The sequence below is a fragment of the Arthrobacter sp. zg-Y750 genome (assembly GCF_020907365.1).
Classification (GTDB): Bacteria; Actinomycetota; Actinomycetes; order Actinomycetales; family Micrococcaceae; genus Arthrobacter_B.
Window position 1 is genome coordinate 24,163 of record NZ_JAJJOC010000006.1, and the last position, 12,358, is coordinate 36,520.

The 12,358-nt window shown below is 66.8% G+C and carries 12 protein-coding genes; 2 read left to right on the forward strand and 10 right to left on the reverse strand.

Features of this window, described 5'->3' with window-relative positions; genetic code table 11:
• Positions 1 to 6 precede the first annotated feature (6 nt).
• Positions 7 to 987 carry an NAD(P)/FAD-dependent oxidoreductase gene (locus tag LOC57_RS03040; RefSeq protein ID WP_229957980.1) on the reverse strand — a complete coding sequence of 327 codons (981 nt, stop codon included), beginning with the start codon at positions 985 to 987 and terminating at the stop codon, positions 7 to 9.
• A gap of 69 nt (positions 988 to 1,056) precedes the next feature.
• Here LOC57_RS03040 and LOC57_RS03045 point away from each other — a divergent pair, with 69 nt between their 5' ends.
• The gene (locus LOC57_RS03045; RefSeq protein WP_229957988.1) at positions 1,057 to 2,412 is read left to right on the forward strand and encodes an APC family permease; all 1,356 of its coding nucleotides are present in this window, start codon (positions 1,057 to 1,059) and stop codon (positions 2,410 to 2,412) included.
• 120 nt (positions 2,413 to 2,532) lie between these two features.
• Here the strand turns inward: LOC57_RS03045 and LOC57_RS03050 are convergent, their stop codons facing one another.
• The 8 genes from LOC57_RS03050 to LOC57_RS03085 all read right to left on the reverse strand — a co-directional run bounded on the left by LOC57_RS03050 (position 2,533) and on the right by LOC57_RS03085 (position 9,531).
• Entirely contained in the window at positions 2,533 to 3,609 is a 1,077-nt protein-coding gene (locus tag LOC57_RS03050) for a YihY/virulence factor BrkB family protein (protein ID WP_227911805.1), read from the reverse strand.
• A gap of 91 nt (positions 3,610 to 3,700) precedes the next feature.
• Positions 3,701 to 4,021, reverse strand: coding sequence for a PRC-barrel domain-containing protein (locus LOC57_RS03055; RefSeq protein WP_227911806.1), 321 nt, complete (start codon positions 4,019 to 4,021; stop codon positions 3,701 to 3,703).
• 106 nt (positions 4,022 to 4,127) lie between these two features.
• Positions 4,128 to 5,345 carry a mechanosensitive ion channel family protein gene (locus LOC57_RS03060; RefSeq protein ID WP_229957990.1) on the reverse strand — a complete coding sequence of 406 codons (1,218 nt, stop codon included), beginning with the start codon at positions 5,343 to 5,345 and terminating at the stop codon, positions 4,128 to 4,130.
• Positions 5,346 to 5,413: 68 nt separating this feature from the next.
• Positions 5,414 to 6,460, reverse strand: a complete 1,047-nt coding sequence (locus tag LOC57_RS03065; RefSeq protein ID WP_229957992.1) for an iron-siderophore ABC transporter substrate-binding protein — start codon at positions 6,458 to 6,460, stop codon at positions 5,414 to 5,416.
• Between the two features lie 161 nt (positions 6,461 to 6,621).
• The gene (locus LOC57_RS03070; protein WP_229957995.1) at positions 6,622 to 7,884 is read right to left on the reverse strand and encodes an NAD(P)/FAD-dependent oxidoreductase; all 1,263 of its coding nucleotides are present in this window, start codon (positions 7,882 to 7,884) and stop codon (positions 6,622 to 6,624) included.
• Positions 7,881 to 8,225 carry a bifunctional 3-phenylpropionate/cinnamic acid dioxygenase ferredoxin subunit gene (locus LOC57_RS03075; RefSeq protein ID WP_227911810.1) on the reverse strand — a complete coding sequence of 115 codons (345 nt, stop codon included), beginning with the start codon at positions 8,223 to 8,225 and terminating at the stop codon, positions 7,881 to 7,883. Before LOC57_RS03075 ends, LOC57_RS03070 begins: the two co-directional genes overlap by 4 nt.
• A 146-nt stretch (positions 8,226 to 8,371) precedes the next feature.
• On the reverse strand, positions 8,372 to 8,722 hold the full coding sequence (locus tag LOC57_RS03080) for a MarR family transcriptional regulator (RefSeq protein WP_229957997.1): 351 nt from the start codon (positions 8,720 to 8,722) through the stop codon (positions 8,372 to 8,374).
• 179 nt (positions 8,723 to 8,901) lie between these two features.
• Positions 8,902 to 9,531: a TIGR03085 family metal-binding protein gene (locus tag LOC57_RS03085; protein ID WP_227911812.1), complete on the reverse strand. Its 630-nt coding sequence runs from the start codon at positions 9,529 to 9,531 to the stop codon at positions 8,902 to 8,904.
• Positions 9,532 to 9,717: 186 nt separating this feature from the next.
• Here LOC57_RS03085 and LOC57_RS03090 point away from each other — a divergent pair, with 186 nt between their 5' ends.
• Positions 9,718 to 11,691: an acyl-CoA dehydrogenase family protein gene (locus LOC57_RS03090; RefSeq protein WP_229957999.1), complete on the forward strand. Its 1,974-nt coding sequence runs from the start codon at positions 9,718 to 9,720 to the stop codon at positions 11,689 to 11,691.
• Positions 11,692 to 11,698: 7 nt separating this feature from the next.
• On the opposite strand, the gene LOC57_RS03095 is transcribed toward LOC57_RS03090, so the two are convergent.
• Complete coding sequence (locus LOC57_RS03095) at positions 11,699 to 12,307, reverse strand: TetR/AcrR family transcriptional regulator (RefSeq protein ID WP_229958001.1); 609 nt, start codon at positions 12,305 to 12,307, stop codon at positions 11,699 to 11,701.
• Positions 12,308 to 12,358: the final 51 nt, after the last annotated feature.

The window sequence follows — 12,358 nt, forward strand, 5'->3', positions numbered from 1 at the left end:
GTACGGCTAGAGGGCTTCGCGCACGGCGGCTGCCTCAACCGGACCCACTGGGCGCGGGCCGTCGCCGTCGCCGCCTACAGCCAGGCCAAGGTCCTCTTCGAGGAGCTTGGCGTTGACCACCACGGCCAGCCGGTAGGCATCTCCGGCGGCGGCCACCACCTGCGCGGAGGGATCCGTGGCGTTTCCCACCGCCCAGATCCGTTCCCGGCTGGTACGGCCGAGCTCGTCGGTGACAATGCAGCCGTCGTCGTCCAGGTCCAGGTCCGCTGTGAGGTCCGCGTCCAGTTCGGCCTCCGGTTCCAGGAACAGCGCCTCGCACCGCAGAGTGTGCCCGTCCGCCAGTTCCAGGCCGGTCAGGGCGTCGTTTTCGATTTCCAGGCCGGCCACCTCGCCGTCGATTACCCGGATGCCCATGGCGGCAAGCCCGCGGGCGTCCTCCTCGCCCACTTCGAGGCCGGCCTGCAGGACCAGCGTCACGTCGTCGGAGAAGGTGCGCACGAGCTGCGCCTGCTGGATGGAGGTTTGCGCGGTACCCAGCACGGCCAGCACCTTGTCCGCGTTTTCGTAGCCGTGGCAGTAGGGGCACTGCAGCACGTCCCGGCCCCAGCGTTCCCGCAGCCCGTCAATCTGCGGCAGGACGTCGCGCAGGCCGGTGGCCAGCACCACCTGCCGTCCGCGGAAGTCCCGGCCGTCGGTGGTCCGCACGCTGCCGTCGGCGGCCACCCGTGCCACGGTTGCTTCCACCAGTTCCACGCCGTACCCGCGCACCTCGGCCCGGGCCAGCTCCAACAGTTCTGCCGGCGGCACGCCGTCCCGGGTCGGGAAGCCGTGGACGTGCCCGGCCGGGGCGTTGCGGGGGCTGCCGGCGTCGATCACCGCTACCCGGCGCCGTGCCCGGCCCAGGACCAGGGCCGCCGTCAGGCCGGCGATTCCGCCGCCCACGATCACTGCGTCATACGTGGAAGAAGAGGGTGTGGGAGTGCTCATAGACAATATTTCTACAGGATCCGCGGGAAATCATCAGCATTCTTAGTATCTTGTCTAAACTTTCCTTTTATGGGAGAAACCACGCAGGAAAAACCTGCATCCAAACTCAAGCAGGGCATCACCGGCCCCATGCTCTATCTGTTCATCCTCGGCGACGTGCTCGGGGCAGGAATCTACGCATTGGTGGGCGATGTTTCCGTGCAAGTCGGAGGCGCCATCTGGGTTCCGCTCGTGGTTGCCCTCGTGCTCGCGATGCTGACCGCAGCCTCTTACGCGGAATTGGTCACCAAATACCCCAAAGCCGGCGGTGCGGCAGTGTTCGCCCAACGTGCCTTCAAGGTGCCTGCCATCTCGTTCCTGGTCGGCTTTGCCATGCTGGCTGCCGGAGTGACCAGTGCCGCCGGCCTGTCCCAGGCCTTCGCCGGCGACTACCTGAAGTCCTTCCTGGACGTCCCCACGGTGCCGGCCGCCATTGTGTTCCTGCTGCTGGTGGCGCTGCTGAATGCGCGCGGCATCTCCGAGTCCGTCCGCAGCAATGTGGTGATGACGGTTATCGAGGTCTCCGGCCTGGTCCTGGTGATTGTGCTCGTCTCCCTGATGGTGGGCAAGGGCGAGGGACACCCCGAGCAGATCACGCAGTTCCCTGCGGATACGAATCCGGCGCTGGCTGTCCTGGCGGGCTCCATCCTGGCGTACTACTCGTTTGTAGGGTTTGAGGTTTCAGCCAACATCGCCGAAGAGGTCCGCGATGTCCGACGGGTCTATCCCCGGGCCATTTTCGGCGCCATGCTTACCGCCGGGCTCATTTACGTGCTGATCGGCATCGCGGCGTCCATCGCCCTGCCCACCAAGGACCTCTCCGGTTCCACGGGGCCGCTGCTGGACGTTGTCAGCGCCACCGGCTTCGGCATCCCGGACTGGATCTTCAGCGCGATTGCCCTGGTAGCTGTGGCCAACGGCGCCCTGCTGACCATGATCATGTCCTCGCGGCTGGTTTACGGCATGTCCGAGCAATCGCTGCTGCCCGAGGTCTTCAGCAAGGTGCTGCCCAACCGCAAGACTCCGTGGGTGGCCATTGTCGCCACCACCGCGGTGGCCATGCTCCTGACCCTGACCGGCGGGGTGGCCGCGCTGGCCGAAACCGTGGTCCTGCTGCTGCTCTTCGTTTTTATCAGCACCAACGTCGCGGTGATCGTGTTGCGCAAGGACAAGGTGGAGGAAAAGCACTTCCGCACCCCCATCGTGCTGCCCTACCTTGCCATTGCCTCCTGCGTCCTGCTGCTCACCCAGCAGAGCGGTGACACGTGGCTGCGGGCAGCTGCCCTGATGGCCGTTGGCCTGGTGCTGTACTTCGCCCGCCGGTTCTCCAAGGGCAAGACCCTGGGCACCCGGAACCACGGCGGCGCCAAGGACACCGGGCACTAGCCCACCCGGCACCTGCTGCACTTTGAACGTCCAGCCGGGCCCCGAAAACAAAACCGCCCCCGGACCAGTTGGTCCGGGGGCGGTTTTTTAGGTCGGGCGTGCCAGGGCTAGCCGGGCAGGTCAGTCCTCGTGCAGGTCGTCGTCGTAGTCCTTGCCGGCGTGCTGCTGGCGCAGCTTGCGGCCCTCGGCGATGTCTTCCTCTTCCTGTTCCTGGCGCTTCTCCGTCTGGCGGGTGTCGCGCGGGGGAAGCTGCACGGATTCCTCGGCCTGAATACCGGCCTGGAGTTCGCGGCCGCGTTCCACCTCGGCGTCGAACTCGGCACCGAAGAGCAGGGACACGTTGGCCAGCCAGATCCACAGCAGCAGCACTATCACGCCGCCAATGGCACCGTAGGTGGCGTTGTAGTTGCCGAAGTTCGAGACGTAGAAGCTGAAGCCCGCGGTCACAATCGCCAGGATCACCAGGGCAATCAGCGAGCCCATGCTCATCCAGCGGAACTTGGGCTGCTTCACGTTCGGGGTGGCGTAGTAAAGGACCGCGATAATCAGAACTGCGAAGATCAGCATGACCGGCCACTTGGCGAGGTTCCAGACGGTCACCGCTTCACTGCCCAGGCCGATGACGTTGCCGATGGCTTCGGCTATCGGGCCGGAGATCACCAGCATCAGCAGCAGTGCCGCCGCCATGAGGACCAGGATCAGGGTCACGAGCAGCTGGGTGGGAAGCAGCTTCCAGGCGGGCCGGCCTTCATCCACTTCGTAGATGCGGTTCATGGAACGGCCAAACGCCTTCACGAAGCCGGAGGCGGACCACAGGGCGCCGAGAATACCGACAATCAGCGCGAGTCCGGCGGTGCTGGAGGTGGTCAGCTGCTTAATGGGATCTTCAAGGACCGATGCAGCGTCTGACGGCGCGAACTGCTTGACGAAGTCCAGCAGTGCATTGGTGGTGCTTTCCCCCTGCCCCACCAGACCGAGGATGGAAACCATGGCCAGCAGTGCCGGGAAGATCGCCAGGACCGTGTAGTAGGTCAGTGCCGCGGCCAGGTCAGTGCACTGGTCCTTGGAGAACTCCCGCACCGTCTTCTTGAGGATGTATTTCCAGCTGGGCTTGGAGACCTCGGTCGGTTTGTCCGGTTTGCTTGCATCGTCGGGACTTGGTGCTGTCTCGGCTTTGCTGTTGGTGTCCTGCGCCACTACGGCCTCCTGGGTGGATCGATGTCAGATCCCCATCGTATTTGTAAGTGTCCTTAGTAACAAAGGGGCACCACAAACAGGCCGGCCGGGTTCAAGTGTTCCGGCCCAGGCCGTAGTACTCCATCAGGACACTTTCTTCGGCCGGGCTCAACGGGTTTTCCGGATTGGCGCCGGGTGACTTGGAAACCTTTTCCTTGGAGTAGTTCACAAAAATGTCCTGCCCGTCGCGCCGCGCGGCAGCGAGCGGCACGTAGTGTTCAGCCGACTCGAACAGGCCCAGGTTAACGGTGATCCACGCGGGCTGCCCGGTGTCGCGGTCCAGGTGGACTTCCCCCACCAGGCCCAGCCGCTCGCCGTCATTCGCCCACACACTCGATCCCTGGATTTCGTGAAGCACAAAGGCGTCCGCCATCGTTGATCCCTTCGCCGGTCCGGCGCAACAGCCGGGGCTCTTATTGCCGCCCGGCGGGCGGCCTCCTGTCAACAGTGCCGGACGCACGGCGGCCGGGCAGGGGAAATCAGCGCGGCGTGTCCGCGTTCTCCTCGCGTTCGGCCATCACGTCCTCACCCGGACCGGAGAAGCTCTGCCGGCGTTCGACGGCGTCGATGCTGCCGGTGAACAGTTGGGAATCGCTGGTGTCGGAGTTGCGCACCAACGGCGCGGTCCGCGGTCCGCTGTGGACATCCGTGCCGGTCTTGCGCACCTCTTCCCAGCGCTGGCGCGGGAGGGCGTCCGGGTGCCATTCCTGCAGGTAGGTCACCATGGTTTCGCGGATCAGGCAGCGCAGGTCGAACAGCGTCCCGCTGTCCACGGCGCTGACCAGGATGCGGACCCGCACCACACCGTTCACGGCCTCGGTGACCTGCAGCACGCTGGTGCGCTTGTCCCACAGTTCGGTGCCGGCCAGGGTCTCCTTCAGCTTGGTGCGCAGGTCTCCCACCGGTACCCGCCAGTCCAGGTCCAGTTCCACGGTGCCCAGGATCGCGGACTGCCGGCGGGTCCAGTTCTGGAACGGCGTGGTGGTGAAGTAGGTGGAAGGCAGGATCAGGCGCCGGTCATCCCAGATATGCACCACCACGTACGTCATGGTGATTTCCTCGATGGTGCCCCACTCGCCTTCCACCACTACGACGTCGTCGGCGCGGATCGCGTCGGTGAAGGCCAGCTGCAGCCCGGCAAAGACATTGCTCAGGGTTCCCTGCACGGCAAGGCCGGCCACAATGGAGAGCAAACCGGCGGAGGCAAGGATACCGGCGCCCAGCGCACGGACCTCGTCAATGGTCAGCAGCACAAAGGCCACGGCAATGGTGATCAGCACGGCGATGCCGATCCGCCGGCCCAGGTTCACCTGGGTTTTCAGGCGTCTCAGCCTGCGGTTGTCCCGGGTGTCGGTGCTGTACTTCGTGAGGATCATCGCCTCGATGATCAGCAGCGTCACGACGCCGAACCAGGCCAGCGCGCCGATCAGCCCCAGCACCAGCAGGTAGTCCAGGACCGGCAGCCAGGACGCCCCGGGCGCTGTTGCGCCCAGGGCAATCCTGATGCCGATCAGTCCCAGCACCAGCCGCAGCGGGTTCCGGGCCTTGACGGAGATCTCCCGGATGCTGGGCACCTTGCGGAACGCCCGGTTGGCGCCCTCGCGTGCGATCCAGGCGATGATCAGGGCAATGCCCACTGCCACGAGGACGGCGAAGAGCGGTTTGAGGCTAACTGCAAGGTCAAGCAGGTCTTCCATGCTTTCGATGATCCCAAACCCCGGTGGGGTGCTGTCCAATCGGATGTTCGTTGCGGGCGGAAGTGCGGTTACTGTGCGTTGTCCGCGGCGGTGGCAGCGTCCGCGATCATCGGCACTACGTTGTCCAGGGCGTACGGGATGCTCAGGACATTGATGGCGGACGTGGAGAACACGCGGGTCGGGTCTGCGTCGGCCACCAGCGCGCCGTTCTTCACGGCAGGGATCTGGCTCAGCAGCGGGTCGGCGGCGATGGTGTCGGCAACATCCTCGCTGGCCACCCAGCTGATGAAGATGTCCGAATCCAGCTGGTTGAGGTTTTCATCGGACCAGGGGATGTAGAACTCGTCGCCCTTGGTGTTCTCCTCCACCACGGGTGCCTGCGTCAGGCCCAGGGATTCCATGAACTTGGGGCGGTTGTCCAGCGCGGTGTAGACGGAGTTCTCCGCCCCCGGTGCCAGGTTGCCGTAGATGAAGGTCTTGCCTTCGAGCTGCGGGTATTCGGCGGCCTTCTCGGTGATGGCCTTTTCAGTGTCCGCCACCAGCTGCTGCGCCTCATCCTCCAGGCCCAGCGCCTTGCCGGTCATGGCGGCGGTGTCCTGCCAGGAGGTGCCCCAGGGGGCGTCCGGGTAGGCCACGACGGGAGCGATCTTGCTCAGCTTGTCGTAGTCCTCCTGGGACAGCCCGGAATAAGAGGCCAAGATGACGTCCGGGTTGGTGGCAGCGACGTCGTCGAACGCAATCCCGTCCGCTTCGGAGTACTGTGCCGGGGCGTTCTCCGAGCCGATGGAGGCGTCCAGGTCCTCAAGGGCCTCGTCGATCCAGGGCGTGGTGCCCTGCTCGTTGCCGCCGAACTCGATGGTGGGCATGCCTACGGGAACAACACCAAGCGCCAGCGCGGTCTCGGCGTTGGCCCAGGCAACTGTCGCCACCCGTTCGGGGGCCTCTTCGATAACTGTTTCGCCGAAGGCATGCTCAATGGTGACGGGGAACTGGTCACCGGCGGCGGCGCTGCCGGTGGACTCATTTTCGCCTGCGGCACCGGTGGAGCATGCGGAAAGGGACAGAACGGCGACGGCGGCCGCGGCAGCGGCGCGGCGCATCCTGGACAGGGCCATATGGGGCTCCTTGGAATCACGTAAAACGGACGGAACGGACCCTGCGGACGCGGATCCAAAATAAGGTTAACCTAGGTTTGGCTCAATTACGCAACGCTAACGTTGCGTAATACTCCGCACAGCTTCCAGTTACACCGGCCAGTTCCATATGGAAGGGCGGTTCAGGACTTCCCACGGGCCATCTTGCGCAGGTCAGCCGCCGGGTCCTGCAACTGCGCCGGATCAACCGCCCGGCCCGATTCGATCAGCTTCCGCGCCGCCCGCACGGCCGTCCCGCCGTCCACGGCAGCCACGCCGGCCAGCGTGCCGGCGGGAGGGACGCGGAACACCATGAACCCGGGTCCGGGTTCTCCGCGCAGCACCGTCCGGCCGGGACCGGCCATGCTGCCGGCCATCTCCAGGTGGATCCCGTAGCGGTCGGACCAGAACCAGTCGGGTGCGGCCTGCGGGGGCTCGACGCCGAGGATCCCGGCCGCAGCCGCCTCACCCGTGCGGCGGGCGGCGTCCCAGTGCTCGAACCGCCGGCCCGGCGTGCCGTCACTGTTCCGCAGCCGGGAGGAGTCACCAGCGGCGAAAATTCCGGACTGCGAGGTGGCGCCGGAGCCATCCACCAGGATGCCGTCGTGGACCTGGAGCCCGGCCTCTTCTGCGAGCGCAGTTTCCGGCTCGCTGCCCACCGAGACCAGGACGGTGGTGGCGGGGAGCGCGGCTCCTGCGGCCAGGACCACGGTCAGGGCGTCATCACCGGCACCGGCACCGGCACCGGCACCGGCGACAATGGCTGCGGGAGTGTCCTGCAGGTAGGCAGTGCCGTGTGCGGCGTGCAGTCCGTGCAGGTACCTGGCCAGATCCGGACCGGCCGCCCGCTCAAACGGCAGGTAAGCCGAATCCACCATGGTCACGGCAGCGCCCAGGGCCCGGGCCGTCGACGCGGTTTCCGCCCCCACCAGTCCGGCACCGATGATCACCAGGTGCGCGCCGGGGAACAGCCGCTGCCGCAGCACCAGGGCATCCGCGGCGGAGCGCAGGGTCAGGACACCGGGCAGGTCCATGCCCGGCAGCGGCAACCGCCGGGCGCGCGCACCCGGGGCCAGCAGCACCGCGTCGGCATGGATTTGGCCGCCCGAGGCGAGGGTGAGGGCGGGGGCGCCGTGTCCGGCGTCGAGCTTTACCGCAGTGTCCGTGACCACCTCGACGGCGTTGTCCGCGTACCAGCCGCGGGGAGCCAGTTCCAGCTGCGGCAGGTCCAGGGTTCCGGCCAGGAACGCCTTACTCAGCGGCGGACGGTCATAGGGCAACCCGTCGGGATCAATAAGCTGCAGGGTACCTGCGTAGCCGCGGCGGCGGAGTTCGCGCACCGCACTGAAACCGGCGATGCCCCCGCCCACAACGGCTACCGTTGCAGGGGCCGGGCCTGCGTTCACGCGTCCTGCGGAGCCTGGTTGGGGTACAGCCACACTTCGCCGTCGCGCACCTCCACCCGGTGCGCCCGGGTGTTGACCAGGGCGGGCAGGCAGAGCGCTTCACCCGTGCGCATGCAGAAACGCGCGGAATGGATGGGGCATTCCACCTCGTCGCCCTCGATCCAGCCGTCCGCCAGGGAGGCCTCTTCATGGGTGCAGGTGTCATTCAGGGCGTAGAAGTTCCCGTTGTCGCTGTGGAACACGGCAATGTCATCCGCGGTGCCCGCCGTTTCGGCGTCTACCGTGAGGGCTTCGCCCTCTTCAATCTCATCCGCATCGGCAACTCGGATACCCTCGCTCATGCCTGTCCTTCCCGGCGCCAAGGCCAAAAACGTGCTGCTCTTACCTCAACACGTTACCCCGGCCCAGCGGGTCGGCCGGCTGCTGCCGCGGTGGACACCGCGGCGGTCCGTTAGGCCGTGCCTGGTCCGGTCGACGACGCCGTCCCTTACTGCCGGGCCGGTTCCAAGCCGCGGATCAGGGATATTAGTTCTGCGCGCAGTTCCGGGCCGATGCCGGCCGTGGAAGTGTTCTGCTCCAGGTTTTCCGCGTCGGCGAGCATCTTCTGGCCGCGCTCCGAGATGGCCATGAGCCGGCCGCTGCGGCCCGTAGTTTCGGGCGGAACCTCTTCAACGAGGCCCTGTCCCGCCATGCTCACCAGTGATGTTCCGAGAGTCTGCGCGGTCACCCGCAGCCGCCGGGCCAGTTCCGCCCGCCGCATGGGTCCGTCCGTGAGCAGCACCCGCAGAACCGTCACCCGTTCCTGGGTCAGCCCCAGGGCGCGCAGCTTGTTATCCACTTCCCGTCTTACCAAGCGTGCAGCTGTTGACAGCAGCCGCACGGGTTCCCAATCCCCCTCGTTCTGCATCTTCCTGCTTCCCTGATACGTCATTGGTAGGCGATCCAGCTCCGCTGAAACAAATCAGTGTGCTTACTATTTCAACGGCATAGGAGGGGTGCTTGTCAAGCCGGGAGCGCCTACTCGCCGGCCCATTCCCGGAAGGCACGCACGGATTCGCCGCTGCCTTCCACGCTGACGTTGGCCGCTGCCCGCCGGCCCATGGCGTGCAGGGCCAGATCCACCACATTTCCCGAGACCAGCACGGGAGTGTCGCCCGCCCGGACCCGCCTCCGGCCGAACCCGGGAACGGCCAGTTCCACACCCACCGGCGAGCTCCGGTAGCCCATCCGCGCCATCAGCCCCAGCTGCTTCCACAGTGCCTGCTGCTGCCCGGCCGGCAGCTCACGCGGTGCGGCGGCACCGGTGCCGCGGCGGATGTCCTCGTGGTGCACCACGTACTCCACCAGATTCGCGGCGTCGGCCCGGAACGGGGAGAACCGGCCCGGTCCGGCAGCGAAACGGTCCACCAGGGCGGCATAGCCGTGGGGGGTGGCTGCAGCGGAGGCCTCGGCGCCCAGGTTCTTCTCCTGCCCGGGCTTGGGCCGGCGCAGCACGTCCGCGGCCATCTTCCACGGCGCGTGCTCGCGCAGCACCAGGTGTGCCAGCAGCCGGCGCACATCCCAGCCCTCGCACAGCGTGGGCGCCAGCGGATCCGCCTCCCGCAGTGTCCGGACCAATTCCGCGCGTTCGCTGTCCACCCAAGCCATAACCGTCTCCTTTTGCGTTGTACTGCCGCCGATTTTCCACCCGTTGGAGGTACTTTCCCACGGCAATGCTGCCTGCGCCCCACATTAGCCGCGAACCCTCTTTACCCTTAGCTACCGCGGCGTAGCATGGTCCCCACAGTGAGCCGAGGCCGCCCCTCCATGCGGCCAAAACAGAGGAGAAATCCCATGAGCACCACTGATCTTGCCCAGGGGTCCGGCCCCGACAGCAGCGCTCGAAAAATCAAGGACCGGGTGGTCACGGAACAGGATGCCCGCAACGCCACCGAAGAAGCCCGGGACACGGGCGAATCCCGCCCGAGCTTCGCCAAGGGAATCTATCTGGGCAGTTACAACCTGGACCTCATCCGGTCCCTGCCGGCCCCGGATCCGGCCGAGGAGGCCCGGGCGGAGGCTTTCCTGGAGGAGCTGGCGGCGTACTGCCGCACCCTGGACGGCCGCCTGATTGAACGCACCGGCGTCATCCCGGACGAGTACCTGCGCGGGTTGGCGGACCTGGGTGTGTTCGGCATCAAGATCCCCCGGCGTTACGGCGGGCTGGGGCTGTCACTGCTGCACTACGGCCGCGCGCTGATGCTGCTGGGCACCGTGCATCCCAGCATGGGGGCGTTGGTCTCGGCGCACCAGTCCATCGGCGTGCCGGAGCCGGTGAAGGTTTTCGGCAACGATGAGCAGAAGCAGGAATACCTGCCGCGCTGCGCCGCCGGAGCCGTGACGGCCTTTCTCCTGACCGAGCCCGACGTCGGTTCCGACCCCGCTCGGCTGCGCACCACGGCCATCCCGTCCGAAGACGGCAGCGAATACGTCATTGACGGGGTCAAGCTGTGGACCACCAACGGCGTGATTGCCGAACTGGTGGTGGTGATGGCCGCAGTGCCCCCGCACGGGGAATCCAAGGGCGGAATCAGCGCCTTTGTGGTGGAAATGTCCTCGCCGGGCATCACGGTGGAGAACCGCAACAACTTCATGGGCCTGCGCGGCATTGAAAACGGCGTCACCCGGTTCACCAACGTCCGGGTCCTCGCCGCGAACCGCCTGGGCCGGGAGGGCCAGGGCCTGAAGATCGCACTGACCACGCTCAACACCGGCCGGCTGTCCATTCCGGCCATGTGCGCGGCATCAGGCAAGTGGTCGCTGAAGATTGCCCGCGGCTGGGCCAATGCCCGGGAGCAGTGGGGCCGGCCCATCGGCCGGCACGAGGCCGTGGGCAAAAAGCTCGCCTACATTGCCGCCACCGGCTTCGCACTGGAGGCGGTCTTCGAGCTATCCGCAGAACTGGCCGACGCCGGCACCAAGGACATCCGCATCGAGGCGGCCCTTGCCAAGCTGTGGGCCAGCGAAATGGCGTACAACATAGCGGACGAGCTGGTGCAGGTGCGCGGCGGCCGCGGCTTTGAGACCGCGGATTCCCTGGCCGCCCGCGGCGAGCGCGCGGTGCCGGCCGAGCAGCAGCTGCGGGACCTGCGGATCAATCGCGTGTTTGAGGGCTCCACCGAGATCATGCACCTCTTTATTGCCCGGGAAGCCGTGGACGCACACCTCTCCGCCGCCGGAGACCTGGCCGTGGCGGATGCCCCGCTCGGCGCGAAGGCAAAGGCGGCCATGAAGGCCAGCGGCTTCTACGGCAAGTGGCTGCCCACACTCGCGGCAGGCAAGGGCAGCGTGCCGACGTCGTACGCCGAGTTCGGCATCCTCGCCAAGCACCTGCGTTTCGCCGAGCGGGCTTCACGCCGGCTTGCCCGGTCTACGTTCTACGGCATGGCCCGCTGGCAGGCGGGGCTGGAGCACCACCAGGTGTTCCTGGGCCGGATTGTGGACATCGGCGCGGAGATTTTTGCCATTTCCGCGTCCTGCGCCCGGGCCATGAACATCCGCGGGAAGGATCCGGAGGAGGGCCGGAGCGCTTTTGAGCTGGCTGACGCGTTCAGCACCGAATCCCGGGTGCGGATCGAGACCCTGTTCGAAGAACTCTGGCGCAATTCGGACGCCGCGGACCGCAAGGTGTCCAAGGGTGTGCTGGACGGGCGCTACACCTGGCTCGAGGAGGGCGTGCTGGACGCGTCCGAGGGCACCGGCCCGTGGATCTCCGAGACTGCCCGCGGGGACGAACCGAAGGAGAACCTGCACCGCTGGTACCGGTAAGGACCGTCTAGCGGGCACCCACCGCGCCCCGGCAGATTTGCACATAGCGCGCCGCCAGCTCCTCGGGACTGAGCGGCCCGCCGGCGCGGTACCACTGGGCCACCCCGGTGCACATGGTGGTCACCGCCCGGCTGGCGTCCTTGGGATGGGCGGTGCAGAACCGCCCGAGCCGGACAGCGTCGGCCACGACGTCGTCCAGCAGCTTCTGCTGCCGGTCCCGCGCCGCAATGTGCCCGCTGCGGGCCGCGCCCTCCAGGCTGCGGATCTCGCTCGCGGCGATAAAGGCATGCTCCCACCGGTAGGCGTGCACCAGCACCAGGCATTCGATCAGCAGCGCGAACCGTTCCTCCACATCGTCCCCGGCTTCGGCCAGGGCCGCCGTGCTGCGGGCATACAGATCCGCCATGGCGGACTCGGCTATCCCGACCAGCAGCGCTTGCTTGGACGGATAGTGGTGGTACAGCCCGGGCACGGACAGTCCGGCGCGTGCGGCCACGGTGCGGATGGCGGTGCCGTGGTAGCCGTGTTCCAGAAAGCATTCCAGTGCGGCGGCCAGCAGCGGCGGCAGGACGGGAACGGAAAAGTCCCGCCAGTCGGGCTGGGGTGCGGCGCTCATGGCATCCTTCCGGGGTTCGCGGGGAACTGTTGTGACCCTTGACACAACTTG

Excerpts from the sequence above, each read along its gene's own strand:
- LOC57_RS03040 (WP_229957980.1), bottom strand. The coding sequence starts at position 987 with ATGAGCACTCCCACACCCTCTTCTTCCACGTATGACGCAGTGATCGTG.
- LOC57_RS03045 (WP_229957988.1), top strand. The coding sequence starts at position 1,057 with ATGGGAGAAACCACGCAGGAAAAACCTGCATCCAAACTCAAGCAGGGC.
- LOC57_RS03055 (WP_227911806.1), bottom strand. The coding sequence starts at position 4,021 with ATGGCGGACGCCTTTGTGCTTCACGAAATCCAGGGATCGAGTGTGTGG.
- LOC57_RS03060 (WP_229957990.1), bottom strand. The coding sequence starts at position 5,345 with ATGGAAGACCTGCTTGACCTTGCAGTTAGCCTCAAACCGCTCTTCGCC.
- LOC57_RS03065 (WP_229957992.1), bottom strand. The coding sequence starts at position 6,460 with ATGGCCCTGTCCAGGATGCGCCGCGCCGCTGCCGCGGCCGCCGTCGCC.
- LOC57_RS03075 (WP_227911810.1), bottom strand. The coding sequence starts at position 8,225 with ATGAGCGAGGGTATCCGAGTTGCCGATGCGGATGAGATTGAAGAGGGC.
- LOC57_RS03085 (WP_227911812.1), bottom strand. The coding sequence starts at position 9,531 with ATGGCTTGGGTGGACAGCGAACGCGCGGAATTGGTCCGGACACTGCGG.
- LOC57_RS03090 (WP_229957999.1), top strand. The coding sequence starts at position 9,718 with ATGAGCACCACTGATCTTGCCCAGGGGTCCGGCCCCGACAGCAGCGCT.
- LOC57_RS03095 (WP_229958001.1), bottom strand. The coding sequence starts at position 12,307 with ATGAGCGCCGCACCCCAGCCCGACTGGCGGGACTTTTCCGTTCCCGTC.